This is a genomic window from Actinoplanes sp. NPDC048967 (genome assembly GCF_040649415.1).
GTDB lineage: Bacteria > Actinomycetota > Actinomycetes > Mycobacteriales > Micromonosporaceae > Actinoplanes.
Genome location: NZ_JBEZFL010000001.1, coordinates 774766 through 797724 on the forward strand (window position 1 = coordinate 774766; position 22959 = coordinate 797724).

At 71.8% G+C, this 22959-nt stretch carries 24 protein-coding genes; 11 read left to right on the forward strand and 13 right to left on the reverse strand.

Annotation, left to right across the window (positions count from 1 at the left end; translation table 11 throughout):
- The first annotated feature begins 10 nt into the window (after positions 1-10).
- The gene (locus AB0C12_RS03595) at positions 11-1996 is read left to right on the forward strand and encodes a metallophosphoesterase family protein (protein WP_360543747.1); all 1986 of its coding nucleotides are present in this window, start codon (positions 11-13) and stop codon (positions 1994-1996) included.
- Here AB0C12_RS03595 and AB0C12_RS03600 read toward each other — a convergent pair.
- Positions 1959-2303 carry a helix-turn-helix transcriptional regulator gene (locus AB0C12_RS03600; protein WP_360543749.1) on the reverse strand — a complete coding sequence of 115 codons (345 nt, stop codon included), beginning with the start codon at positions 2301-2303 and terminating at the stop codon, positions 1959-1961. The two genes, AB0C12_RS03595 and AB0C12_RS03600, sit on opposite strands and share 38 nt — an antisense overlap.
- Positions 2304-2417: 114 nt before the next feature.
- Between AB0C12_RS03600 and AB0C12_RS03605 the strand changes: the two genes are divergently transcribed.
- Complete coding sequence (locus AB0C12_RS03605) at positions 2418-2903, forward strand: GNAT family N-acetyltransferase (protein WP_360543751.1); 486 nt, start codon at positions 2418-2420, stop codon at positions 2901-2903.
- Between the two features lie 61 nt (positions 2904-2964).
- Here the strand turns inward: AB0C12_RS03605 and AB0C12_RS03610 are convergent, their stop codons facing one another.
- Both AB0C12_RS03610 and AB0C12_RS03615 read right to left on the reverse strand, forming a co-directional pair.
- Positions 2965-4122 carry a cellulose-binding domain-containing protein gene (locus AB0C12_RS03610; protein ID WP_360543753.1) on the reverse strand — a complete coding sequence of 386 codons (1158 nt, stop codon included), beginning with the start codon at positions 4120-4122 and terminating at the stop codon, positions 2965-2967.
- Complete coding sequence (locus AB0C12_RS03615; RefSeq protein WP_360543755.1) at positions 4116-5474, reverse strand: glycoside hydrolase family 6 protein; 1359 nt, start codon at positions 5472-5474, stop codon at positions 4116-4118. The genes AB0C12_RS03610 and AB0C12_RS03615 overlap by 7 nt, the downstream gene beginning before the upstream one ends.
- A gap of 99 nt (positions 5475-5573) precedes the next feature.
- Between AB0C12_RS03615 and AB0C12_RS03620 the strand changes: the two genes are divergently transcribed.
- Complete coding sequence (locus AB0C12_RS03620; protein WP_360543757.1) at positions 5574-5990, forward strand: nitroreductase/quinone reductase family protein; 417 nt, start codon at positions 5574-5576, stop codon at positions 5988-5990.
- Between the two features lie 31 nt (positions 5991-6021).
- Here the strand turns inward: AB0C12_RS03620 and AB0C12_RS03625 are convergent, their stop codons facing one another.
- Positions 6022-6939 (reverse strand): LysR family transcriptional regulator, encoded by a 918-nt coding sequence (locus tag AB0C12_RS03625; protein ID WP_360543759.1) that lies wholly within the window; start codon positions 6937-6939, stop codon positions 6022-6024.
- A 107-nt stretch (positions 6940-7046) separates the two neighbouring features.
- Here AB0C12_RS03625 and AB0C12_RS03630 point away from each other — a divergent pair, with 107 nt between their 5' ends.
- Complete coding sequence (locus tag AB0C12_RS03630) at positions 7047-8075, forward strand: NAD-dependent epimerase/dehydratase family protein (RefSeq protein ID WP_360543761.1); 1029 nt, start codon at positions 7047-7049, stop codon at positions 8073-8075.
- Here the strand turns inward: AB0C12_RS03630 and AB0C12_RS03635 are convergent.
- Both AB0C12_RS03635 and AB0C12_RS03640 read right to left on the reverse strand, forming a co-directional pair.
- The gene (locus tag AB0C12_RS03635) at positions 7969-8652 is read right to left on the reverse strand and encodes a response regulator transcription factor (RefSeq protein WP_360543763.1); all 684 of its coding nucleotides are present in this window, start codon (positions 8650-8652) and stop codon (positions 7969-7971) included. The two genes, AB0C12_RS03630 and AB0C12_RS03635, sit on opposite strands and share 107 nt — an antisense overlap.
- Positions 8649-9842: a histidine kinase gene (locus AB0C12_RS03640; protein ID WP_360543765.1), complete on the reverse strand. Its 1194-nt coding sequence runs from the start codon at positions 9840-9842 to the stop codon at positions 8649-8651. The genes AB0C12_RS03635 and AB0C12_RS03640 overlap by 4 nt, the downstream gene beginning before the upstream one ends.
- A 174-nt stretch (positions 9843-10016) precedes the next feature.
- On the opposite strand from AB0C12_RS03640, the gene AB0C12_RS03645 reads away from it, so the two are divergent.
- Both AB0C12_RS03645 and AB0C12_RS03650 read left to right on the forward strand, forming a co-directional pair.
- The gene (locus tag AB0C12_RS03645; protein ID WP_360543767.1) at positions 10017-12218 is read left to right on the forward strand and encodes an MMPL family transporter; all 2202 of its coding nucleotides are present in this window, start codon (positions 10017-10019) and stop codon (positions 12216-12218) included.
- A gap of 60 nt (positions 12219-12278) precedes the next feature.
- Entirely contained in the window at positions 12279-13172 is an 894-nt protein-coding gene (locus AB0C12_RS03650; protein ID WP_360543769.1) for a phosphatase PAP2 family protein, read from the forward strand.
- A gap of 55 nt (positions 13173-13227) precedes the next feature.
- Here the strand turns inward: AB0C12_RS03650 and AB0C12_RS03655 are convergent, their stop codons facing one another.
- Positions 13228-13443 (reverse strand): hypothetical protein, encoded by a 216-nt coding sequence (locus AB0C12_RS03655; protein ID WP_360543771.1) that lies wholly within the window; start codon positions 13441-13443, stop codon positions 13228-13230.
- Positions 13444-13734: 291 nt separating this feature from the next.
- On the opposite strand from AB0C12_RS03655, the gene AB0C12_RS03660 reads away from it, so the two are divergent.
- A complete protein-coding gene (locus AB0C12_RS03660) occupies positions 13735-14730 on the forward strand; it encodes a sigma-70 family RNA polymerase sigma factor (protein WP_360543773.1) in 996 nt (331 codons plus the stop codon).
- A 62-nt stretch (positions 14731-14792) separates the two neighbouring features.
- Positions 14793-15380, forward strand: coding sequence for a dihydrofolate reductase family protein (locus AB0C12_RS03665; RefSeq protein ID WP_360543775.1), 588 nt, complete (start codon positions 14793-14795; stop codon positions 15378-15380).
- On the opposite strand, the gene AB0C12_RS03670 is transcribed toward AB0C12_RS03665, so the two are convergent.
- Both AB0C12_RS03670 and AB0C12_RS03675 read right to left on the reverse strand, forming a co-directional pair.
- Positions 15377-16294, reverse strand: a complete 918-nt coding sequence (locus AB0C12_RS03670; RefSeq protein ID WP_360544918.1) for an alpha/beta hydrolase — start codon at positions 16292-16294, stop codon at positions 15377-15379. The genes AB0C12_RS03665 and AB0C12_RS03670 overlap by 4 nt on opposite strands.
- A gap of 62 nt (positions 16295-16356) precedes the next feature.
- Positions 16357-16974 (reverse strand): LysE family translocator, encoded by a 618-nt coding sequence (locus AB0C12_RS03675; protein ID WP_360543777.1) that lies wholly within the window; start codon positions 16972-16974, stop codon positions 16357-16359.
- A gap of 91 nt (positions 16975-17065) precedes the next feature.
- Here AB0C12_RS03675 and AB0C12_RS03680 point away from each other — a divergent pair, with 91 nt between their 5' ends.
- Positions 17066-18217: a DUF2786 domain-containing protein gene (locus AB0C12_RS03680; protein ID WP_360543779.1), complete on the forward strand. Its 1152-nt coding sequence runs from the start codon at positions 17066-17068 to the stop codon at positions 18215-18217.
- A 39-nt stretch (positions 18218-18256) separates the two neighbouring features.
- On the opposite strand, the gene AB0C12_RS03685 is transcribed toward AB0C12_RS03680, so the two are convergent.
- A complete protein-coding gene (locus tag AB0C12_RS03685; RefSeq protein ID WP_360543781.1) occupies positions 18257-19747 on the reverse strand; it encodes a M1 family metallopeptidase in 1491 nt (496 codons plus the stop codon).
- A gap of 145 nt (positions 19748-19892) precedes the next feature.
- Here AB0C12_RS03685 and AB0C12_RS03690 point away from each other — a divergent pair, with 145 nt between their 5' ends.
- Positions 19893-20636: a TIM barrel protein gene (locus tag AB0C12_RS03690; protein ID WP_360543783.1), complete on the forward strand. Its 744-nt coding sequence runs from the start codon at positions 19893-19895 to the stop codon at positions 20634-20636.
- Between the two features lie 68 nt (positions 20637-20704).
- On the opposite strand, the gene AB0C12_RS03695 is transcribed toward AB0C12_RS03690, so the two are convergent.
- A complete protein-coding gene (locus tag AB0C12_RS03695) occupies positions 20705-20938 on the reverse strand; it encodes a TM2 domain-containing protein (RefSeq protein WP_360543785.1) in 234 nt (77 codons plus the stop codon).
- A 152-nt stretch (positions 20939-21090) separates the two neighbouring features.
- On the opposite strand from AB0C12_RS03695, the gene AB0C12_RS03700 reads away from it, so the two are divergent.
- Positions 21091-21495 carry a hypothetical protein gene (locus AB0C12_RS03700; RefSeq protein WP_360543787.1) on the forward strand — a complete coding sequence of 135 codons (405 nt, stop codon included), beginning with the start codon at positions 21091-21093 and terminating at the stop codon, positions 21493-21495.
- A gap of 200 nt (positions 21496-21695) precedes the next feature.
- Here AB0C12_RS03700 and AB0C12_RS03705 read toward each other — a convergent pair whose 3' ends face one another.
- Both AB0C12_RS03705 and AB0C12_RS03710 read right to left on the reverse strand, forming a co-directional pair.
- Positions 21696-22337: an ASCH domain-containing protein gene (locus tag AB0C12_RS03705; protein ID WP_360543789.1), complete on the reverse strand. Its 642-nt coding sequence runs from the start codon at positions 22335-22337 to the stop codon at positions 21696-21698.
- 157 nt (positions 22338-22494) lie between these two features.
- A complete protein-coding gene (locus AB0C12_RS03710; protein ID WP_360543791.1) occupies positions 22495-22881 on the reverse strand; it encodes a response regulator in 387 nt (128 codons plus the stop codon).
- Positions 22882-22959 lie beyond the last annotated feature (78 nt).

The following is a 22959-nucleotide window of genomic DNA, read 5'->3' on the forward strand; positions in this document are numbered from 1 at the left end:
GGATGGCCGCGTGACATTGTCGAGAAGTAGCCGTCCCGTCACGGCGGACGAGTGCGCGGAGTGGAACGCCCGGGAGCTGGCCCGTCAACGGGTGAGCCGCCGCTCGATGCTGAAGGCCGTCATGGCCGGCGCCGGCGGGTACGCGTACGCCCAGTTCCAGCTGGCCGATGCGGCCTTCGCAGCCGGTGGGGGCAAGCCGGGCCGGGCCGGGGTGGTGGTCTCCGGCCGGCACCTGTCGTTCGTACCGGCCTCCGACGGCCTGCTGCGCCCGGCGATGGCCGTGACCGCGCAACTGGTCAGCAAGACCGGCAAGCTGCCGCCCAAGCTGCGGGCGTTCGTCGACGTCGGCCACGAGCCGGGCCGGTACGGGCACCGGACCGAGGCGGAGATCCAGCACCTGGTCGGCCAGTACGCGATCCCCGGCGGGCCGATCGGGAGCCAGTTCTACCTCAAGGCCACCGTGGACGGGCTGCGCGCCGGCACCGTGTACCACTACCGGATCCGGCTGTCCGACGGCACGGTCAGCGGTGACGCGCACTTCAGCACGGCTCCGGCCCGGCACTCCGCGGTGGCGGCGCCGTTCACGTTCACCGCCTTCGCCGACGTCGGCACCAACACCGCGCCCAGGGACCCGAAGTACGCCTGGGGCCAGAACCCGGCGTCCGTCACCGCGGCCGGCGGGAAGTGGCCGTCCGGGGTCTTCGACGACAACTCGTACCTGCCGGACGATCCGGTGGCCGGGCCGCACGGCACCGACAAACGTCCCGCACTGACCCAGACCATGCTCATGGCCACCCAGCAGCCGGTCTTCACACTGCTGGCCGGCGACATCTGCTACGCCAACCCGTCCGGCTCCGGCCTGCCCGCCGACGACACGACCGCGCTGACCGGGGTCGCTCCCACTGGCCGCAACCTCTACAACCCGTACGTCTGGGACGTCTTCCTCAACCAGATCGAGCCGCTGGCCGCGTACACGCCGTGGATGTTCACCACCGGCAACCACGACATGGAACCGCTGTACGGCAACACCAAGTTCCTCGGCGACAGCCCCGCCCACGGCTACGGCGGGCTGGTGTCGCGCCTGGACTTCCCGGCCAACGGCCCGAAGAGCTGCCCGTCCGTCTACCGCTACGTGTACGCCAACGTGGGCGTGATCTCCGTAGACGCCAACGAGCTCTCGGCCGAGCTGCAGACCAACACCGGCTACTCCGGCGGGGCCCAGCTGAGCTGGCTCAGGCACACGCTGCGCAAGTGGCGGAGCGAGCTGGCCGGGGACATCGATTTCGTGGTCGCGTTCCTGCACCACTGCGCGTACTCGACGACGAACAACCACGCCTCCGACGGCGGCGTCCGCGACGCGCTCGACCCGCTGTTCAGCCGGTACGAGGTCGACCTGGTCGTGCAGGGCCACAACCACCTGCTGGAACGCACCGACCCGATCCGGTACGGCAAGCGGACCCGGTCCGCGCCGGACGGCTCGACGATTCATCCGGCCAAGGACGGCGTCACGTACCTCTGCGTCGGCTCCGGCGGACGGCCGCGCTATCCCTTCCGGACGGCGCCCAGCCCGGCCGCGCCACCGCCGCCCGGGATCACCCCGACCGGCCCGCAGAAGCTGCCGGCGGGTCAGCGCTACCGGGGCTATCAGCCGCCCGGCGGTCCGAACGAGGTGGAGAACAACACTGAGAACATCGTCAACAGCTACGTGTGGTCGAAACAGGACAGCAAGATCAAGGCGGCCGGGCACCTGGGCGGGAGCCGGGTTCCCGAGGTGGTCGACTGGTCACAGGTGCGCTACGACGACTACGCCTTCATCGCTGTCGACGTCGTGCCCGCTGCTCGCGGCGCGCGCACCACGATGACCGTACGCAGCCTCGCCGACGCCCTGCCGGGCAGCAAGCAGCCCTGCACCGAGATCGACCGCATCACGCTGGCCCGCACCGCCGGCCACGCGGCCGTCAGCAGGCGCGAGGATCCGGGGCCGGCCGGGGCCTGACCGTGCGCTGGCCCTCCGGATAGACCTTGTGGAACGTGATGAGCCAGCGGATCTGCTCGCGGGGCGGCACTCCGCAGCCGCGCAGGAAGCCGACCAGGGAGTCCTGCCGGGGTGTGCTGGCGGCGGTGATCAGATTGTGGACCGTGGCGCGGGAGATCGGGGTCCCCGCGTCGCGGCTGCGCTTGGCCACGCTGTCCAGGGAGCGTCTGCGCATGGCCATCAACGCGCGCAGGCGTCCTGCGAACTCGACCGGTGTGGCGGCGCCGGTGGGATCCGGCGGTACCGCCGTCGTGGTGGTGGCGTTCATCGATCCTCGCCCTCGTCGGAACCGTCCGGACACCGCCGATCGTGGTGGCGGCCCCCGCGCCGAACAAGAACGCAGTTGCGTACGAGTTGGCGGGGCGGCCGCTATCGTCGTCGCGTGCCCGAGCTGATCCCGCCCGCCGTCCACCTGCACCAGGCCTGGCTGGAGGCGCACGCGGAGTGGGGCCCGGGAGCGCACGACGACGGCTTCGGGCTGGGCCCGGCGGACGAGGTCGGCACACCGGCCGGCTTCGCGGCCTGGCTGACCCGGCTCTCGCAGGACCACTGCACGTATCGGTGGATCATCGAGAGTGATCGCGTGCTCGGCGGGACAGCGCTGCGCCACGGCGACAGCGACTACGTACGGTGGGCCGGCCACCTCGGGTACGGCATCCGGCCGTCGGCCCGCGGGCGCGGGCTGGGCGCCTGGGCGCTGGCCCGGATGCTCGACGAGGCGCGCGGGCTGGGCCTGGAACGGGTGCTGGCCGTCTGCGCGCCCGGCAACGTCGCCTCGATGCGCACGATCGAGCGGGGCGGCGGCGCCTTCGAGGGCATCGGGGAGACCCCGTTCGGTCCCGCCCGGCGGTACTGGTTCGAGCTGTGACGGATCCCGGTCACTCCGGGCGGCGGCGCGGAGCTCGCGCCGCCGCCCGGATGCCGGTGACTCAGCAGCCGACGCGGGCGGTTCCCACGGCGACGTCGTCGTACCAGAGGGTGTCGGCGCCCTCGCCGTAGCTCTCCCAGCCCAGGCGCAGGTCGGCCAGAGCCGGTCGCCAGGTGCGGTTCAGCCACTGGCTGTCGATGTCGTGCGTCGGCACACCGTCCTGCAGCAGCCCGGGCACCGACGTGCCGTTGAGCCAGGTCTGCATGGTGCCGTTGCTCTGGTCCACCTTGAACTCCACGCAGTTCCAGCTGCCCGTCGGCAGCGGCGCGGACAGCGCCACCCCGGCCGGGCTCTGTTCCGGCAGCGTGGCGTCATCGGAGGCCCGGTTCCATTGCAGGGCGCCGTTCTGGCCACCGAAGCGCAGGTCCCGGTTGCCGTCGTTGGCGTCGCGCAGCGCCACCGCCGTGGTGTGCGCCGCCGGCAGCGCGGTGGTGTGCCGCACCCAGTAGCGGACGAACAGGGCGGAGGCCCCGGCCGGCAGCAGCGAGGTGTTGCGCATGAACACGTGGTTGCAGTAGCCGGCCGTGCCGTCGACGCGCAGCGACGTGCTGCCGCTGTGCGCGACCGCCGGGTCGAACGCCGCCTTGCCGGTGCCCGAGCAGTCCGGATAGGTCACCGCCCAGTCGGCCTGGGTGCCCTCGAAGCCGTCGCAGCGGGTCCCGGAACCGCACCCGGCCTGCGGCGGGGTCGAGGTCGGCGGGGTGCTGGGCGGGGTGCTCGGCGGCGTACTGGTCGGCGGGGTGCTGGGCGGGGTCGAGGTCGGCGGGGCGTCGCCGTTGCAGGAGACGCCGTTGAGGGCGAACGACGCCGGGGCCGGGTTGGTCCCCGAGTACGTCGCCTGGAAGCCGAAGCTCGCCGACGCCCCGGTGGCCAGCGCGGTGTTGTAGCTCGGCGCCGCCGCGGTCACCGTGCTGCCGGACTGGGTCAGCTGGGCGTTCCAGCCGGAGGTGACCCGCTGGTTGCCGGTGAACGTCCACGTCACGACCCAGCCGTTGATCGGCGCGCCGTTGTTGGTGACCCGGACGTCGGCGGTGAAGCCGGTGCTCCACTGGTTGGCGGTGTAGGTGACATCGCATGCCGTGGCGGCGGCCGCGGGGCTCACCGCGGCCAGGACCGCGCCGATCAGCAGGGCGCCGGCGGCCGCCAGCCGGATCAACATGGCGTGCCGTTCAGGGCGAAGTCCGTCGGGCTGGCCGGGGCGGCACCGGTGAAGGTGGCCTGGAAGCCCGTCGAGGTGGTGGCGCCGGTGGCGAGCGAGCCGTTCCAGGCCGCGTTGCGGACCGTGATCGTGCTGCCCGACTGCGACCAGGTGCCGCTCCAGCCGCTGCTCAGCGTGACGTTGGCCGGCACACTGAACGTCAGCGTCCACGAGGTCAGCGCGGCCCCGCCGTTGGTGATCCGCACGTCGGCGGTGAAGCCGTTCGACCAGGCGTTGGCCGAGTAGGCCACCGAGCAGGTACCGGTCGGCGGCGGGGGCGTCGAGGGCGCCGGAGTGGTCGGCCCCGGAGTGCTGGGTGCCGGCGTGGGCGAGGTCGTGACCGGCGGTGGGCTCACCGGGCCGGCCGCGATCGCCAGGTCGTAGGCGCGCTGCGGGACGAACTGCCCGGCACCGGCGATGCAGCCGTCGGCCTCACCCGGCAGCTTGATCCACAGGTACGCGTCCAGGATCGGGTCGGACACCGCGGTGGTGCTCGGGATGCCGATCGCCCGCCCGGCCGGGTCGCACCACTCACTGCCCAGCGGGCCGTTGCCGTTGCGGCTGGTGTCGATCACACCCTTGAGCCGGGAGACGCCGGTGGCGTTGATGACGTTACGGATGTAAGCGGTCGACTCCTGGTTGGTGCGGTAGTTCGACACGTTCACCGAGATCCCGTCGGCGCTGTTGGCGATGTCGGCGCGGACCAGCCGGGCGGCCATCTCGTTCGGGGCCACCCAGGCCGAGTTCCCGGCGTCGAAGTAGACCTTGGCGGCCGACGAGGCGGCCTTGAGCTTCTTGCCCGCGTACGCCATGGAGGCATAGACCTCCTGCTGCTGGGCCGAGGTCAGGCAGTTCGTCATGATCGGGAGCACGTCCGGCTCCAGGATGATCGCCGCCGCGCGGCCCTTGAGCCCGGCGGCCACCTGGTCGATCCACTGCCGGTACACGGTGTGGTTGGCCAGCCCGCCCGAGCTGGCGCCGCTGCAGTCGCGGTTGGGGATGTTGTAGACGACCAGGATCGGCGTCTTGCCGGCCGCGGCGGCGGCACCCACGAAGGAGTCCACCTCACCGGCGACGGTGGAGGTGTTGTTCTGGGTGAACCACCGGCCCTGCGGGACGTTCGCGATCCGGTCCCGGATCACGCCCGCCCGCGAGTCGCCTGGGTTGGCGGCGACCCAGCGGGCGGCACTGCTCTGCGGGTCGACATAGAAGGGCGACTCGGCGGCGGAAGCCGCGCCGGGCCAGAGCACCGCGGTGCCGGCGACCACGGCCGCGGCGGCCGCCGTGGTGGAGGCGAGGGATCTCAAGCGCATTCGACAACTCCTGGGGATGAGTATGGGAGCGCTCCCATGCATCGACCACGGTAGTTGTAACAAGGTGGAAATCTCAAGGCCGCGCGCGATGATGTCCGGATGACGATGCCTGAGGACGTGCTGACCTACAACCGCACCTTGATCGAACAGTTCCGGGCCGACGGCGGAGAATCGCTCGGCAACCGGCCCCTGCTGCTGCTCAGCACGGTCGGCCGCCGCAGCGGCCAGGAGCGGACCAGCCCGATGATGTACGTCCGCAGCGGCGACCGCCTCCTGGTGATCGCGTCGAACAACGGGGCCCGCGAGGACCCGCATTGGTACCGCAACCTCCTGGCCGATCCGTCGGTCACGGTCGAACTGCCCGGCGAGCGGTTCACGGCCCGCGCCGAACCGCTGTCCGGCGACGACTACGACCGCGAGTGGGCCGCGATCAAGCAGGAGGCCCCGTTCTTCGCCGAGCACGAGGCCCGGGCCGGCCGCCGCATCCCGATCGTGGCGCTGATCAGGACGGCCTGAGCCCGGCGTGGCCGCAGTGCCCCGCGGATGGTCAGCCGGCGCCGCGGCCGTCGAGCTGGTTCCGCACGTCGCGGGGCACCCTCACCCCGCGGGCACGCAGATCGGCGATGAAGCGGGCGGCCAGCGGGTCGGGCTCCCCCGGCGTCACCGCGACCAGCTGCCGGGTCCACCGGGGTGAGAAGGAGCGGACCACGCCCGGGAAGCCGGCGCTGACGGCACTGACCGGACTTATCGCGATGCCGAGGCCGGCCGCGGCGAGCTGGGGCGCCGCCGAGGTGACCGAGGTCCGCACCACCGGCTCGAGGCGAAGGCCGGCCGCGCTGAGCGACCGGTCGAGCCAGCTGCTCAAGCTGTTGTCCGGCGCGAAGTGCACCAGATCCTCACCGTCGAGCTCGGAACGTCGCACCGAACTCTGCTCCGCCAGCCGATGGCTTCTCGGTGCGGTCAGCACGATCTCCTCCTCGGCGAGAGCCGTGGAGGTGAACCGGCCGTCCGCCGGACCGGGAATCACGAGGACGTCGACGTCGTCAGTCTCGATGAGGCCGAACAGGCCGTCCGGCTTGACGGCCTCGCTGATGCTGATCGCCACCTGCGGGTGGTGCCGGTGCCAGGCGCGGATCACCGGGGCGAGCAACGGCACGGTCAGGCTCTGCGCGCAGACCAGGCGCAGCGATCCGCCCCCCGCCTCGCCCGTGGCCCGGGCCGAGCGTACGGCTGACGCGGCTGCCTCTATCGCCCGCCGGGCGTCCGCCACGGCCGCGCGCCCGGCCGGGGTGAGCGAGACCCCACGTGCCTCCCGGCGCAGCAGCGGAGTCCGGGTCTCGCGCTCCAGCGCGGCGATCTGCTGGGACACCGCGGGCTGCGACGAGTGCAGCAGCCGGGCCGCCTCGGTGATCGAGCCGGTGTCCGTGACCGCGACCAGGCATTCCAGGGCCCGCAGCGTAGCCATTCAAAAATCTTATCGCAGGCCACCGAAACCTCGATGAACCGGAGGGAAGGGACGGCGACCGCCGATTGCTGGACCAGGCAGAGATCGTCACGACCGAGGAGAACGAGATGGCACAGACCTTCATCACCGGCGGTTCCGGCTTCATCGGCCGGCGACTGGTGCGTCGCCTGCTGGCCGATGGGCACACGGTCAAGGTCCTGGTCCGCAGTGCGGCGGCCGCTGACGTGGTGGCCGCGCTGGGCGCCCAGCCGGTGCGCGGTGAGCTGACCGATCCCGATACCTGGCGCGCCGGCGTCGAGGGCAGCGAGGTGCTGTTCCACCTGGCCGCGGAGACCGACATCACGGCCGCGCGGAAACGGCAGGAGCTGATCACGGTGGGCGGCACCCGTGCCGCCCTGCAAGCAGCCCGGCAGGCCGGAGTGGCCCGCTTCGTGCACTGCGGCAGCGAATCCGCCCTCCTGGCCGGCGAGCCGCTCATCGACGCCGACGAGAACGCGCCCTTGCGACCGGACTCCGAAGCCGCGTACTGCGCGACGAAGGCGCAAGCCGAGGCTTCGGTCCTGGCCGCGAACGCGCCGGGCTTCACCACTGTGTCGATCCGGCCCCGGTTCGTGTGGGGACCCGAGAGCTCGCTGGTCGAAGGTCTCGTCCATGCGGCCCGCAACGGCGAGTTCGCCTGGATCGAGGGCGGCCGGCACCTCACCGACGTCACCTTCGTCGACAACGCGGTCGAGGGCCTGGTGCGGGGCTGGCTGCACGGCCGGCCGGCCGGGTCAGGCCTACTTCATCACCGATCAGCACCGCGTCACCCTGCGCGAGTTCCTCGAGGAGAACTTCGCGATCTACGGAGTCGATGCCACCATCCCCGACATGGACGCCGACACCGCGGCCCGCGTGATTCCCGTTCCCGCGCGCTGGTTCCTGGCGCAGAGCTGCACGCTGCGCACCGGCAAGGCCGTCGCCGAGCTCGGATACCAGGCGATCGTCACGCAGGCCGACGGCCTGAACGCCGTGCGGGACGCCGTTCCCCTAGCCCGTGGGTAGCTGCTCGCCCGGGCGGACCAGGCCACGCTGGTACGCCAGCACCACCAACTGTGCCCGGTCCCGTACGTCGAGCTTGGTCATCGCCCGGTTGACGTGCGTCTTCACGGTCAGCGGGGAGACGTACAGCCGCTCGGCGATGTCGTCGTTCGACAGGCCGTGGGCGACCAGCACCAGGATCTCGCGTTCCCGGTCGGTGAGGCCGGTCAGCTCCACCGGGACCTGACCGGCACCGGCCTCGGGCTGGCTCAGGAACCGGCTGACCAGCCCGCGGGTGGCCCGGGGGGACAGCAGCGCCTCGCCGTCGGCCACCACCCGGATGGCGTGCAGCAGGTCCGCGGGCGCGACGCTCTTGCCCAGGAAGCCGCTCGCGCCGGCCTGCAGGGCGAGCACCACGTTGTCGTCGTTCTCGAAGGTGGTGAGGACCAGGACGCGTACCCCGGCGAGGTTGTCGTCGGCGCCGATCCGGCGGGTGGCCTCCAGCCCGTCCATCCGCGGCATCCGGATGTCCATCAGCACCACGTCGGCCCGGGCCGTACGGGCCAGTGCCACCGCCTCGCCGCCGTCGGACGCCTCGCCGACCACCTCGAACTCCGGCTCCGAGTCGATGATCATCTTGAAGCCGGCCCGGATCAGCGTCTGGTCGTCGGCCAGCAGCACGCGGATGGTCACCGCAGGCAGCCCTTCGCCGGGGCGTCCTCGGTCGGCAGCACGGCGTGCACCCGGAAACGGCCGTCGCCGAGCGGGCCGGCGGTCACGGTGCCGCCCGCCGCGGTGGCCCGCTCGCGCATGCCGAGCAGGCCGTAGCCGGTGCCCCCGGTGTCCCGGTCGGGCCGGATGTCGTTGGTGACCTCGAGGATGACGCCGCTGGGGGCGTACTCGACGAGCAGCGCGGCCCGGCCGTCGCCGTACCGGTGGGCGTTGGTCAGGGCTTCCTGCACGATCCGGTACGCCGCCAGGTCGACCATCGCCGGCAACTCCCGCGGATCGCCGCGCAGCTGGTTCCGTACGGTGAAACCGGCGGCCTGCAGGGCGCCCAGCAGATCCGGCAGCCGCGACAATCCCGGGGCCGGCTCGGTGTTCGCCTGCTCGTCGGAATTGCGCAGCACGCCCACCACCGACGAGATCTCCTTGAGTACCAGGTCGGAGGCCTCGCGGATGTGCGCCAGCACCGGGCCCACCTGGTCCGGCCGGCGCTCCAGCACGTGGGTGGCCGCGCCCGCCTGCACGCTGATCACCGCGATGTGGTGGGCGACCACGTCGTGCAGTTCCCGGGCGATCCGCAGCCGCTCGTCGATCACCCGGCGCTGCGCCTCCTGCTCGCGGGTCTGCTCGGCGCGGTGCGCCCGGGCCTCGACCTCGGCGACGTAGGCGCGGTGGCTGCGGGCGGCGTCCCCGACCGCGGCGGCCATGAAGATCCAGGCGAAGACGGCCAGCACGTCCGGGCGCCATCCGGCGGAGGTGACGACGGCGGCGCCGTAGACCACCGAGGCCGCTGCCAGCGCGCACATCCAGCCGTCTCGACGGTTGCGGTGGGCCGCGATGGAATAGGTGATCACGCCGAGGACGACGACCAGGCCGGGATTGCTCACCCCCTGGGTGATCCCGCCGACGGTGGCGCAGGTGGCGATCACCAGGGCGGCCCGGGGACGGCTGCGGCGCTGCAGGACGGCGAGGAACGCCACGACGGCGACCAGCACGTCGCCGACCGTCACGGTCTCGGTGAGCTCGGAGCTCGGCTCCAGCACCGCCGACTTCAGCACGAACCCGGCCAGCACGACGGCGAGCAGGGCATCGACCAGCAGCGGGTGCCACTGAGCGTCGGACCACCGCTTCATCCGCATCACGCCGGTCTCCTCCATCACGCTGACCGTACGCGGGCGGGCGGGACCGGGTCGTCGTCTCGTCGCAGTAGCCGGGGCCGGCCGGAAATACCACGGCGATGGTATGCGGTGCCTGCACGGGGACGACGCGCCGGGACCGGGATTCATTGATCGTTTCAAGGGTCACCTGACGACGCGATCCCGGGAGTACCGATGGCCACCTACCTCTACCGGCTGGGCCGGTTCAGTTTCCGCCGGCGCAGACTGATCCTCGCGCTCTGGCTCGCCGCGCTGGCGTTACTCGGCGTGGGCGCGGCCACGCTGTCGGGACCCACCTCCGACGAGTTCAAGATCCCGGGCACCGAGGCCCAGGAGGCGATGGACCTGCTCGGTCAGCGCTTCCCCGGCGCCGGTGCGGACGGCGCCCAGGCCCGGGTGGTGTTCGCGGCCCCCGCCGGCGAGAAGCTCACCGACGAGCGCAACCGGGCGGCCGTCGCCGGGACCGTCGCCCAGCTCAAGACCGGTGCGCAGGTCGCCGCGGTCTCCGACCCGCTGCAGGGCACCATCAACCAGGCCGGCACAGTCGCGTACGCGCAGGTCACGTACAAGGTCGCCGCCACCGCGCTGACCGACGCCGACCGCGAGGCACTCATCGAGGCCACCGCCGCGGGCCGGGACGCCGGCCTGGCCGTGGAAGCGGGTGGTGACGCGGTCCAGGAGCAGGGCGGACCCGGCAACTCCGAGATCCTCGGCATCCTGGTCGCCGCGGTGGTCCTGGTCATCACCTTCGGCTCGCTGGTCGCCGCCGGGCTGCCGCTGCTGACGGCCATCCTCGGCGTCGCCGCGGCCGTGCTCGGCATCCAGATCGCCTCCGGCTTCGTCGACCTGGGCAGCAGCACCTCCACGCTGGCCCTGATGCTCGGCATCGCCGTGGCCATCGACTACGCGCTGTTCATCGTCTCCCGCTACCGCCACGAGATCACCATCGGGCGCCGCACCGAGGAGGCGGTCGCCCGCGCGGTCGGCACGGCCGGTTCCGCGGTCACCTTCGCCGGGCTCACCGTGTTCATCGCCCTGGCCGCGCTGACCGTGGTCAACATCCCGGTGCTGACCCAGATGGGGCTGGCGGCCGCTTTCGCCGTCGTCGTCGCGGTGCTCATCGCCCTGACCCTGCTGCCCGCCCTGCTTGGCTTCGCCGGCCGGCGCGTCATGGGCCGCCGGGGCCGTGACCCGGAAGCGGGTGCGGCGAAGCCGTCCGCCGGGCTGCGCTGGGCCCGGTTCGTCACCCGCCGGCCGGTGGCCGTCCTGGTCGCCGCCGTGCTGGGCCTGGTCGTGCTCGCGATCCCGGCCCTCGACCTGCGGCTGGGCCTGCCCGGCGACAACATGGCCGGCACCGAGACCACCCAGCGCAAGGCGTACGACATGCTGACCGACGGCTTCGGGCCGGGCTTCAACGGCCCGCTGACCGTGGTGGTCGACGCCGCGTCCAGCCCGGACCCGCAGCGCGCCGCGGCCACGGCGGCCGGCACGATCAAGGGCCTGGCCGGGGTCGTCACGGTCAGCCCGCCCACCCTCAACCCGGCCGGTGACACCGCGATCCTCCAGGTCATTCCGGCCACCGCGCCGGACAGCGCGGAGACCGAGGCGCTGGTGCACGCGATCCGCGACCAGAACGACGGGCTGCGGGAGCGTACCGGCGCGGACCTGTCGGTGACCGGCACCACGGCGGTCGACATCGACATGTCCGACAAGATGGGCAGCGCGCTGGTGCCGTACCTGGCGGTGATCGTGGCGCTGGCGTTCCTGCTGCTGACGCTGCTGTTCCGGTCGATCCTGGTGCCGATCAAGGCGATCGCCGGCTTCCTGCTCTCGGTGCTGGCGACCTTCGGCGCCGTCGTGGCCGTCTTCCAGTGGGGCTGGCTCGGCGGGCTGTTCGGCATCGACCAGCCCGGCCCGGTGATGAGCATGCTGCCGGTGTTCCTGATCGGCATCGTCTTCGGCCTGGCCATGGACTACGAGGTCTTCCTGGTCAGCCGGATGCGCGAGGAGCACGTGCACGGCACCCCGCCGACTCAGGCCGTGGTCAACGGCTTCGCCCACGGGGCCCGGGTGGTGACGGCCGCGGCGATCATCATGGTCAGCGTCTTCTCCGGTTTCATCCTGTCGCCCGAGTCGTTCATCAAGTCCATCGGCTTCGCGCTGGCGGCGGCGATCCTGTTCGACGCGTTCGTGGTCCGGATGACCATCGTGCCGGCGGTGATGACCCTGCTCGGGCGCCGGGCCTGGTGGCTGCCGCGCTGGCTGGACCGGGTGCTGCCGGACATCGACGTGGAGGGCGAGAAGCTGCGCGTCCCGCCGGACGAGCTGAGCGAGCCGGAACACACCGGCTCGGATCTGGTCACCGCAGGCCGATGAGAGTGGCCCGGACCGCCCCGGCGGTCCGGGCCCTCACCCCGTGAACAGAGGTGACCCGCGATGACGCTCGCCGACGACCGTACGGCCCGGGCACCCGTGGCCGTACCGAGGACCCGGCCGGCGCCGCTGCGCGAACTGGCGCTGATCGCGGCGCTGTGGGCCGCCTACAGCCTGGGCCGGCTGGCCGCGGACGGACACGTCGCCACGGCAATGGCCAACGCGGGCCGGATCTGGGACCTGGAACGGCTGCTGCGCCTGCCCGGCGAGACCGGCCTGCAACACCTGCTGCTGCGCTCCGGCGCGGTGATCGAGGCGGCCAACAGCTATTACGCGTACGTGCACTTCCCGGCCACCATCGCCTTCCTGCTCTGGATCTACCTGCGCCGCCCCACCCACTACCGGCCGGCGCGCAACACCCTGGCCCTGCTCACGGGCGCGGCGCTGGTGGTGCACCTGATCTTCCCGCTGGCCCCGCCCCGCATGCTGGCGCGCACGGGCCTGGTCGACACCGGGCAGCTGTTCGGGCCCAGCGTCTACGGCTCCCCCGCCACCGACACCGTCACCAACCAGTACGCGGCCATGCCGTCCCTGCACGTCGGCTGGTCCCTGCTGGTGGCTCTCACGCTGATGACACTGACGCGCGGCCGGTGGCGCCGGCTGTGGCTGCTCCACCCGCTGTTCACGCTGCTGGTCGTGGTCGGCACGGCCAACCACTACTGGGTCGACGCCGCGGTCGCTGCCGCACTGCTGGCCGTCGCGATGCGGCTGACCGGGCTCGGCCTCGCCCCTGTGGTCTCCTCACCACTCGTTCCCGTGCCGCGCCGCCGTCCCTCCGCCCGCCAGCCGGCACCGCCCGGCCTTCCTCGGCGCAGTCCGACCCGGCCCCGCACCACCCGGCCAGGGCCGGCCCGACGCAGCCCAGCACCCCGCGGCCGTACACCGCGCCCCTGGTAGATCTACAGTGCTCCGGCGTGCCGGATGATGACACCGAGCTTCTGCCCCAGCACGGCTACCCCGACGGCAAGAACCGTGGCGGGGCGGTACCCATGAACAACGCCCGGCCGGCCAGGGTGATCGCGACCATGAAACTCATGGCTGCCCCCGATGCCTGATCGGTCACGACCGACCGGTACGCCACGGCAGCGCCGATGACGTAGAGCAGCAGCGAACCGCTCAGCCCCAGGACAGCCACGAAAACCGGTACAGCGATCAGCGTGCCGCTCACTGCCGGCTCGGCGGTCCAGGCGCATGCGGCCAAGGCGCAGATCATGAGCACCGAGGACAACGCCGTGACCAGCAGACACGTTTGCCTGCGGGCCGCACGAGACGTGGTTCGTCGAGCCTCGGCCCGAGCGGACCACCGTTGGGATTCGCTCTTGATGGCGGCTATGGCGTCAGCTATGTCCTCGTCCGTCGCCCCCGGCACGTCAGGCTCCTCGGAGTCAGACTTTCGCGCAGGCATCCGCCACCCTATGAGGGGTCACCGTAGCGGTGGGCGGCTCGGTACGGTCGCCCGGTGAGCGACGACGACTTCGCCCGGCGGATCGAGCAGCACCGGCGCGAGCTGCGCGTCCACTGCTACCGCATGCTCGGCTCCTACGACGAGGCGGAGGACCTCGTGCAGGAGGTGTTCCTGAAAGCCTGGCGCGGACGGGACGGGTTCGAGGGTCGGTCGTCGCTGCGTACGTGGCTGTACCGCATCGCCACCAACGTCTGCCTCGACGCGCTCGGCGGACGCCGGCGGCGGATGCTGCCTGATCACGCCAATCCGGATCATGTACCCGGGCAGTCGGCGTCAGCCCTGGTCACCGGCCCGTGGCTGCAACCGTTCCCCGACGCGCTGCGGGAGCCGGTCGCGCCGCGGGATGACGAGCCGGAGGCGGCCGCCGTGGCCCGGGAGACCTTGGAGCTGGCTTTCCTGGCGGCGATGCAGCACCTGCCGCCCCGGCAGCGCGCCGCGGCCGTTCTGTGCGACGTGCTCGGCTGGCCGGCCCGCCGGACGGCCGAGGTGCTCGACGGCAGCGTCGCGTCGGTCAACAGCTCGCTGCAACGGGCCCGTGCGACGCTGCGGGAGCACCTTCCGCGGGGCCGATCGGACTGGGCGCCGGCCGCGCCGCCGACCGAGGAGGACCGGCAGGTACTGCGGCGATATCTGGACGCGGTCGAGCGCGGCGACCTCGACGCGGTGGCCGAGCTGCTGGCGAAGGACGTGCGGGCGACGATGCCGCCGTTCCCGGAGTGGTTCGCCGACCGTGATTCGGTCCTCGCGGCGCTGGCGGCGAGTTGGGACGCGGGCTCCCCCGACTATGTCGGTGCTCTGCGCACCCTCCCCACGAGCGCCAACGGGCAGCTCGCCGCGGCGAGCTATCGGCGGATCCCGGGGCGGCCGGTCTTCGAGCCGTTCGGGATCGGGGTGCTCCGGGTGCGCGCCCGGCGGATCATCGAGATCGTCGCGTTCCATGAACCGGCGCTGTTCCCGGTGTTCGGGCTCCCGCCGGCCCTCGACCGATGAGGTTTCGTCGCGGATGCCGTCTCAACCTGGGTAAGAGCGAATCAGCGCACCGGGAGGACGGCATGAGCGACTTCGAACCGCAGACCGCCAACGGCAAGGTCCTGTGGCACTTCACCATGTCACTGGACGGTTTCGTGACCGGGCCGGACCACGACATGGACTGGATGAGCACCGGCATCTCCGAGCGGCCCGGCTTCATCGACCAGTACGTCGAGACGACGGGCGCCGTGCTCGGCGGCCGGCAGGGCTGGGACCGGTTCCCCGACGCCGCGAACGTCTACGGCGGCGCCTGGACCGGGCAGGTCTTCGTGCTGACCCACCACCCCGAGGACGCCGAGCCCGCCGAGCGGGTCACGTTCCTCGACTGCGACGTGGCCGAGGCGGTGCGGATCGCGCTGGCGGCAGCCGACGGCAAGAACGTGGAGGTGCTCTCGGCGGACATCGGCCGCCAGCTTCTCGAGCGTGGACTGATCGACGAGATCGACCTGCACATCGCGCCGGTGCTGCTGGGTGACGGCATCCGGCTCTACGACCACGTCGGCGGCCGGCCGATCTACCTGCACCGCGTCGGCGCCGACGACCCGACGGCCGAGGTGGACGTGCGGTACCGACCGGCGGCCGCGGCCCAGCGTCCCGACCAGCCGGTCTAGCGCCGGTCCTCGGCCCGGCCGGCCAGGCGACGGATCTCATCGACGACCGGCGGCCACAAAACGGCGGGCAGATCATGGCCCATACCGGGGTAGGACACCAGCCGGGATCCGGCGATGGCCGCCGCGGTCGCACGGCCGGCCTCCGGACGCATCATGAGGTCGTCCTGGCCGTGGACGATCAGCGCCGGGATGCGCAGAGCCGCCAGCGCCGGACGCCGATCTCTCGACGCGGCGACCGCGGCGCGCTGCCGGCGGCCGCTGCCGGGGTCGCTGGGCCGGCGTTCGTGCGACCGCCGGCCGATGTCGGCGATCAGGGCCTCGTCGAGAGGGAACCCGGGCGAGCCCATCAGCCGGTAGATCGCGATCTCGCGGCGCGCCGCCTGGTCGGCGTCGGTGACCGGCGCCGCCAGGATGTCCTTCATCGCCCGCAGGATCCGGCGCGGCGGCCGGGCGCCGATCCGGATCGACGGGGTGGAGGAGATGGAGGTGAGGCTTCGGGTCCGGCCCGGGTGGGTGATCGCCATCGTCTGGGCGATCATGCCGCCCATGGAGGTCCCGGCGACATGGGCGGACGGCCAGCCGAGGTCGTCCAGGACGGCGACGGCGTCGGCCGCCATGTCCGTCAACTGGTAGGGCGCGGTCGACGGACGGAGCGCCGCCTTGAGAGGCCCGGGCGCGGGGACGCCGTCCAGATGGGTCGACAGGCCGGCGTCGCGGTGGTCGAAGCGGGTGACCTGGAAACCGGCTTCGACGAACGCCCGGCACAAGCCCTCGGGAAACATCAGCATCTGCGCCTCGGTGGCGCTGACGAGCAGCAGAGGCATGCCGTCGGGTGGGCCGAAGGTCTCGTACGCGACGCTGATGTCGCCGTTGGCGGCCAGGCCGTCGTGGTCGGGGTGTTCCCGTGGTGACATCTCGATCACGAAGCCACGCTAATCCGGGCCCGCTGAGCCTCAGCTGAGACTCAGCGTCGCGCTCACCACCCTCTGGCCAGCCGGGCGCCCAGGCCGAGCAGCGCCGCACCGCTCAGCCCGTCGAGCGCCCGGCGCACCCCGGACCGGTCGAACACCCGCCGGAACACCGCCACCAGGTTCGCCACGGTGCAGAACCACAGCAGCGTGACCGCGACGGCGAGCAGGGAAAGGGTGAGCGTGTCGAGGGTGCCGGGATGCGCCGGCAGGAACTGCGGCAGCAGCGCCAGGAAGAACACCGCCGCCTTCGGGTTGAGGGCGTTGCAGAGCAGCCCGTCCCGGAACGCCCCGCCGGTCGACCCCGGCGCCGCGCTCGGACCGGTCGCGGTGGGACGGATCGCCGCCAGCAGGGCCCTGATGCCCAGGTACGCGAGGTACGCCGCGCCCGCGTACCGGATGGTCGTGAGCACCACCGGGACCGTCGCGACCAGCGCGGCCACCCCCGCGGCCGCCGCCACCGCCCAGAGGAAGACGCCGGTGGCCACACCCGTGGCCGCGGCCATGCCTTCCACCCGTCCGCGCAGGGCCGCGCGGCGCACGACCACCGCGAAGTCCGGTCCGGGCGACATCGCGCCCAGGCCCACCACGCCACAGAACGCCATCAGCTGGGCCGCCGTCGTCATGCGGCCCACGGTACGACCTACCGGGGTGACGTGCGCCGCCCGGCGGCCCCGCTGTGCGTGCTGTCCGGGCTCGACCAGGCATCATGGCCGCGTGGAGACGGTGCGGGAGACGGTCGGGGCGATCGTCGGCGGGCGGACGGGGTACGAGGACGGCCTCGACGCGCTCACCGTCGCGCCGGCCGCCGAGGTGGATCCGGCGCTGGCCACGGCGCTGTTCGACGCCACCGCGCGGCTCTGGCGTGGTGGCTGGCAGCCGGCCGAGCTGCACCGCCTGGTGACCCGGCGCGGCACCGGGACGCAGCCGCTGCTGATCGTCGACTCCGTCGCCGCGTACCTGCGGGGATTCCGGCCGAAGACGGTCGACGAGCGCTGGCGGGACCAGGCCGCCGAGCTGGACGCCCGCCCGTGGTGGGGTGACGACGCCGACTACCTGCGGCAGGTCACCACCCACCGCCGCATCGACCGGGTCTCGTTGATCGACGCGGTGCTGAGCCTGGTGACCCTGCTCAACGGGCTGCCGCCGATCGAGGTGCTCGTGCCGCCGCCCGGGCAGGCGACGCCGGTGCGGCGGGCGCCCGGCAACGACGCCAAGCTGGAACGGGTACGGGCGTTGCTGGCCAAGGCCGAGGCGACGACCTTCCCGGCTGAGGCGGAGGCGTACAGCGCCAAGGCGCAGGAGCTGATCTCGCGGCACAGCATCGACGAGGCGCTGCTGGCCGCCGGGGGTGAGAGCGCCGTGGTCCCGTACGCCCGGCGGATCGGGGTGGATCACCCGTACGAGAGTGAGAAGGCGTCGCTGCTGAACTCCGTGGCCCGGGCCAACCGCTGCCACGTGGTCTGGTCCCCCGAGTTCGGCTTCGCCACCGTCTTCGGCTTCGACGCCGACATCGACGCGGTGGACCTGCTGCACACCTCGCTGCTGGTGCAGGCGCACCGGGCGATGGCGCGCACCGAGCCGCGCGGCAAGGCGGGCCGGTCGCGGCTCAAGAACTTCCGGCAGTCGTTCCTGGTCGGCTACGCGGTGCGGATCGGGGAACGGCTCGCCGAGGCCAGCCGGGCCGCGCTGGACCGGACCGCCGATCCCGCGGCGCTGCTGCCGGTGCTCGCCTCGCGGGACGTGCAGGTGCGGGAGGCGCGCGACCGCTCGTTCCCGAGCACCACGCGCGGGCGCGGCTTCCGGGTGGCCAGCCTGGAGGGCTGGGAGTCGGGCCGCGAGGCCGCCGACGAGGCGAAACTGCACTGAGGGCCCGGCCGTCTCCGGCCGGGCCCGCAGCGGGACGGATCAGTGTGCGTGCAGCAGCTGGTGGGTCTGCTGGATCTTCGCCCACGACTTCGGGGCCTGCGGCGCGGCCTTACGGGCCAGCGCGGAGACGCCCTCGATCGCCGGCTTGGACGGCGTGTAGAGCCAGGCCTGGAACAGCTCGTCGAGCTGCTGGCCGGAGACCTTCTCGGCCAGCGCGATGAACTCGGCGGTGTTGCCGTCGCTGTCCTTGTGCTCGGCCACCCAGGTGCGCAGCAGCTCGAAGAAGTCCTCGTCACCGATGGCCCGGCGCAACTGGTGCAGGGTCATGGCGCCCCGGTCGTACACAGCATTGCTGAAGATGTCGGCCGCGCCCGGGGCACCGGGTGCGATGGTCCAGAAGTCGGCGGGCTGGGTGGCGTACAGGTAGTCGAAGAGCTCCTGGGCCGTGCCCTCGCCCTGCTCCTCGGACCACAGCCACTCGGCGTAGCTGGCGAAGCCCTCGTTGAGCCAGATCTCCTTCCACTGCTCGACGGACACGCTGTCGCCGAACCACTGGTGGGCGTTCTCGTGCACGACCACGGACATGTTGGCGCCGCTGCGGAAGAAGCCCGACGAGTAGACCGACCGGGTCTGCGTCTCCAGAGCGAAGCCGAGTGCGCCCGGCGGCCCCACGACGCCGCCCTGCGCCTCGAACGGGTACGGCCCGAAGACGCCGCTCTCCCACTCGACGACCTCGGCCGTGCGCTCGACGCTGGCCTTGGCCGCGTCCTCGAAGTCCTGCGGCAGCAGCTCCGAGTAGGCGTTGATGACCTGCTGGCCGTCGGCGGTGGTGTCGCGGGTGATCTCGTACTGCCCGATGGCCAGGAACGCCAGGTAGGTGGCCTGCGGGTGCAGCGAACGCCAGCTCCACCGCTTCCAGCCGAGGGTGTCCTGGGTGGGGTTGCGCGGCATGACGCCGTTGCTGAGCACCTCGACGCCGTCGGGCACGGCCACGGAGACGTCGAAGGTGGCCTTGTCGCTCGGGTGGTCGTTGCTCGGGAACCACCACCAGGCGATCTCGGGCTGGCCGACCGCCAGGGCGCCGTCGGCGGTGCGGGTCCAGGCGGTGTAGCCGGCCGCGACCTTGTTGGACGGCACGCCGGAATACTGCACCACGACGGTCATCGTCTGACCCTGGCCGACCGCCCGCGGCGGCGTGACGACCAGCTCGTGGTCGCCCTCGCGGGTGAAGGTGGCGGCCCGGTTGTTGACCTTCACGGAGGCCACGTCCAGCACGAAGTCGAGGTGGAAGGAGCTGAGATCCTGCGTCGCCGCGGCCAGGATCGTGGTGGTGCCGGTGAGGCGGTCCTCGCCGGGGTAGTAGCGCAGCCGTACGTCGTAGTGCGAGACGTCGTAGCCGCTGTTGCCGTAGTCCGGGAAGTATTCGTCGCCCAGCCCGGCGCCGCCGGGAGTGGGTGCGGCCTGCGCCGGGAGCGCGGTCCCGGCCAGGGTCAGTGCGGTGGCGAGCGTTGCCACCAGCAGTCGTCGCACGGTCGAACTTCCTTCCGTCGCGGACCGGGTCACGGTCCGGCGTGGAGTGGTCAGCCCGAACCTATCGAAGTATCTCGACGTCCGCGCTCCCGGGCGGCCCACGGTAGAGTCATCCTCATCCATGGACGCAATCCGGTTACTTGTCATGACGAAGCCGTTCGGAGCTCTCCCGGCCGGCCGGCTCGCCGCGACCGTGGCCGCGCTCGGAGCCGACGGAGCCGAGCTTGTCGTGCGCGACGGCCAGACCGTGACACCGGACGAGCCCACCCGACTCAGGGACGTCGCCACGGAGCTCACCCGCCACGACATGAAGCTCGGCGTGGTCACCACCGATCTGGTCCGGGCCGACGACACCGCCGACACGATCCTCGGCGTCTGCGCCGAGTTGGGCGTGCCGCTGGTCCGCCTCGGCTGGTGGCGGTACGACGCCGCACCCGGATACCAGCGCATCCTCGACACCGCACGGCGTGACCTGGCCGCGCTGGCCGGGCTGGGCCGCCGTCACGGCGTACGGGTGGCTCTGCAGTTGCACCACGGCACGATCCACCCGTCGGCGGCGCACGCCCTGCGCCTCACGGAGGAACTGCCCGTCTACCTCGACCCCGGCAACCAGGCGATGGAAGGCAGCGAACAGCTGCCGATGAGCCTCGACCTGCTGGGTGACCGGATCGCCTGCGTGGGCGTCAAAAACGCGGCCTGGCGCGGCGCCGGCCTCGCCTGGCAGCCGCTGGCCGATGACGGCGGGGTCGTCGACTGGCCGGCGACGCTGGGCACACTCCGCGAGCGCGGCTATGCCGGCCCGCTGTCCTTGCACGCCCACTACCCGATGACCGACCCCGTGGCCGCCGTCGGGCGGGATCTGGCCCACCTGCGAACGTTGAGCGCCTGAACGAACCGATGCCCGGCCCCGCCACCGCTTGATTCACGGGGCACAGCCGGGCATCGCCGGGATGCGGGTCAGCGCGAGAGCGCGAGCCCCTGCTTGTCGGTGAACTTCCCGACCGCGATCATGATGAAGTCGATCAGCGCCCAGAGGCCGAACCCGCCGAAGGTGATCAGCATGAGCACACCCGTGCCGATCTTGCCGACGTAGAAGCGGTGGATGCCGAGCACGCCCACGAAGAAGCTGAGCACCAGTGCGACGATCCAGGACTTCGAGCCCGTACCGGTGGGGGTCTGGGTAGCAGTCATTCTCTCTATGTCTCCCTGTCAGAGATACGTCAAAGCCGGTGCACGGTAGCGGCACCGGGTATCCGCAGGCAAGATCCGAGGCAGAACCTGGCGCGTACGAAACCCACGGTCCACGCCCTTCGAAGCCGACCGCGGACGGCCAAGATGGAAGCATGCGAATTCGGATGTGGACCGCGCTGGCGGTGGTGCTTCTGATATTGGCCGGCGCGGGCACGTTCTGGGCGGGCCGGGTGACGGGTGCCGAGCCGGGGCCGGCGGCCGATCGAGGGTACGACGCCGGGCATGCCGACGGCCTCCGCGAGGGCCGGGCCGAGCAGGCCACGGTGAACCTGCCGGCAACCGACAAGACGATCTTCGAATCCGGGTACGCCGCGGGAGCCGCCGACGTCTTCAACGGCTACGACGGCGGCTGGGACCACCATGCGCCGTACGTGATCGTGCTGGGTCCGGGCGGCCCGGCCGTCACCTACCGGATCGAGTCGCGGACGCGCCTGGAGCCGGGGGTGGACTACTACCTCTGCCCGGACGGCCATGCGCTGTGCCGGCGGCCGCACTGACCCCGGCGCCGGCGAGGTCGTAAGCCCACGAGGACGGCGTTTGGTGTGCTCATGCTCAACTGCGTCCAGGCGTAGGGGCCGAGGAGTTCGGCGCTCCCCGGGAGCTTTCGGTCACCGTATCTGAAGCCACAGCGTGGCGTCCGACCAACCGGATCGGGCACCTCCGCGCAGCAGTCCGCAGCCGACCGGCCAGGATCCGTTCACTCGTCCAGGTCGAAGCGAACGATCACGATCTCGTCGCCCGCTTGCAGGTCCGGGTAGTAGTCACGCAAGCCGGGCAGGATGTCGGCGGCGCTGGTGAAGCCGTCTTCTCGGGCCTCGTCGTCGGTGATGCTGTCGAGGCGCTTGGCGACGGTGGAGGTGATGCGTCCGGGCAGGCACACCTCGTCGTCGGATTGAAACACCAGCAGCGCAGGTCCGACCTGTACGGGATCTTTGAAGCGCATCGTCACCCGTTTGCTTCCGTCGCGGACGGCGGGAAGATGGGTGGCCCGGAACCGCAGACGCTGCACTTGCTGATTCTCCCATTGAAAGGGTTGCGGCAGCAGTGCGGCGGTCGGCTCAATCCGGGTGCCCTCGTCGGTGGGGACGATGACGTGGATACCCGGGTAGTAGTCGGCGAGCACCTGCCGGTCGCGCCCGCATGGGCCCAGAACGCCCCGGCCGGCGTCGCCGACCGCGACGATCAACCGAGGTGCTCGGGCGCCGGCGGCCCGGGCCACCGCGAGAGCCACCAGTTCGGCGCAGGGTCCACCGGTGAAGTGGTAAAGGTTCAGGCCGACGTGGACGCACTTCCAGCGCTCTGCCGGTCTCATTGTCGGACAGATCGCACGCACGCTCATCGGCACGAGCGTGCGCCCGAGCCAGGCCGGCGCCGATCACGCCGCGTGACCGCTCTGGGTGGCCGACGCGCACGCTCGGCGGCAGATCGGAGCGCCTTGGCCTCCGTTCGGTGGCGCAGAGCCACGTTTGACTCGGTCGAGTCGAAATTCTCGCAGCTCAGGGCGCTGTCACGGGCGCTACCATCCCCAGGTAGGCCAGCTTTTCGCCCAGATCGTCGGCGGTGCAGGGCTTCAGCAGGTACTCGTGCGCTCCGGCGGCCAGGGCTCGGACGATGCTGCCTGGTTCACTCTCGCTGGTTACCATCATGCGCACCATCGCGGCCAGATCCTGTCGACGGCGGATGGACCGGAGGAACTCAAGGCCGTTCATCCGCGGCATGTGCCAGTCGATCAGGGCGAGGTCCGGAACGGTGGGAATCTCAGCGAGCAGGTCAAGGGCGTCCACGCCGTCCACGGCTTCGTAGATGTTGAAGCCGAACGGAAGCAGGTACCCCCTCAGGATGGAACGGATGACTGCCGAATCGTCAATGATCAGCGCCAGCATGCAAAGCTCCCGGGATACGGATCCGCCGGCATTTCGGTTGCGCCGGTTGTCGACCATCCACTACTACGGTGCCGCCGG

Excerpts from the sequence above, each read along its gene's own strand:
- AB0C12_RS03705 (WP_360543789.1), bottom strand. The coding sequence starts at position 22,337 with ATGAGCGTGCGTGCGATCTGTCCGACAATGAGACCGGCAGAGCGCTGG.
- AB0C12_RS03625 (WP_360543759.1), bottom strand. The coding sequence starts at position 6,939 with ATGGCTACGCTGCGGGCCCTGGAATGCCTGGTCGCGGTCACGGACACC.
- AB0C12_RS03675 (WP_360543777.1), bottom strand. The coding sequence starts at position 16,974 with ATGACGACGGCGGCCCAGCTGATGGCGTTCTGTGGCGTGGTGGGCCTG.
- AB0C12_RS03695 (WP_360543785.1), bottom strand. The coding sequence starts at position 20,938 with ATGACTGCTACCCAGACCCCCACCGGTACGGGCTCGAAGTCCTGGATC.
- AB0C12_RS03620 (WP_360543757.1), top strand. The coding sequence starts at position 5,574 with ATGACGATGCCTGAGGACGTGCTGACCTACAACCGCACCTTGATCGAA.
- AB0C12_RS03600 (WP_360543749.1), bottom strand. The coding sequence starts at position 2,303 with ATGAACGCCACCACCACGACGGCGGTACCGCCGGATCCCACCGGCGCC.
- AB0C12_RS03630 (WP_360543761.1), top strand. The coding sequence starts at position 7,047 with ATGGCACAGACCTTCATCACCGGCGGTTCCGGCTTCATCGGCCGGCGA.
- AB0C12_RS03690 (WP_360543783.1), top strand. The coding sequence starts at position 19,893 with ATGACGAAGCCGTTCGGAGCTCTCCCGGCCGGCCGGCTCGCCGCGACC.
- AB0C12_RS03710 (WP_360543791.1), bottom strand. The coding sequence starts at position 22,881 with ATGCTGGCGCTGATCATTGACGATTCGGCAGTCATCCGTTCCATCCTG.
- AB0C12_RS03640 (WP_360543765.1), bottom strand. The coding sequence starts at position 9,842 with ATGGAGGAGACCGGCGTGATGCGGATGAAGCGGTGGTCCGACGCTCAG.
- AB0C12_RS03650 (WP_360543769.1), top strand. The coding sequence starts at position 12,279 with ATGACGCTCGCCGACGACCGTACGGCCCGGGCACCCGTGGCCGTACCG.
- AB0C12_RS03645 (WP_360543767.1), top strand. The coding sequence starts at position 10,017 with ATGGCCACCTACCTCTACCGGCTGGGCCGGTTCAGTTTCCGCCGGCGC.
- AB0C12_RS03670 (WP_360544918.1), bottom strand. The coding sequence starts at position 16,294 with ATGTCACCACGGGAACACCCCGACCACGACGGCCTGGCCGCCAACGGC.
- AB0C12_RS03610 (WP_360543753.1), bottom strand. The coding sequence starts at position 4,122 with ATGTTGATCCGGCTGGCGGCCGCCGGCGCCCTGCTGATCGGCGCGGTC.
- AB0C12_RS03615 (WP_360543755.1), bottom strand. The coding sequence starts at position 5,474 with ATGCGCTTGAGATCCCTCGCCTCCACCACGGCGGCCGCCGCGGCCGTG.
- AB0C12_RS03700 (WP_360543787.1), top strand. The coding sequence starts at position 21,091 with ATGCGAATTCGGATGTGGACCGCGCTGGCGGTGGTGCTTCTGATATTG.
- AB0C12_RS03665 (WP_360543775.1), top strand. The coding sequence starts at position 14,793 with ATGAGCGACTTCGAACCGCAGACCGCCAACGGCAAGGTCCTGTGGCAC.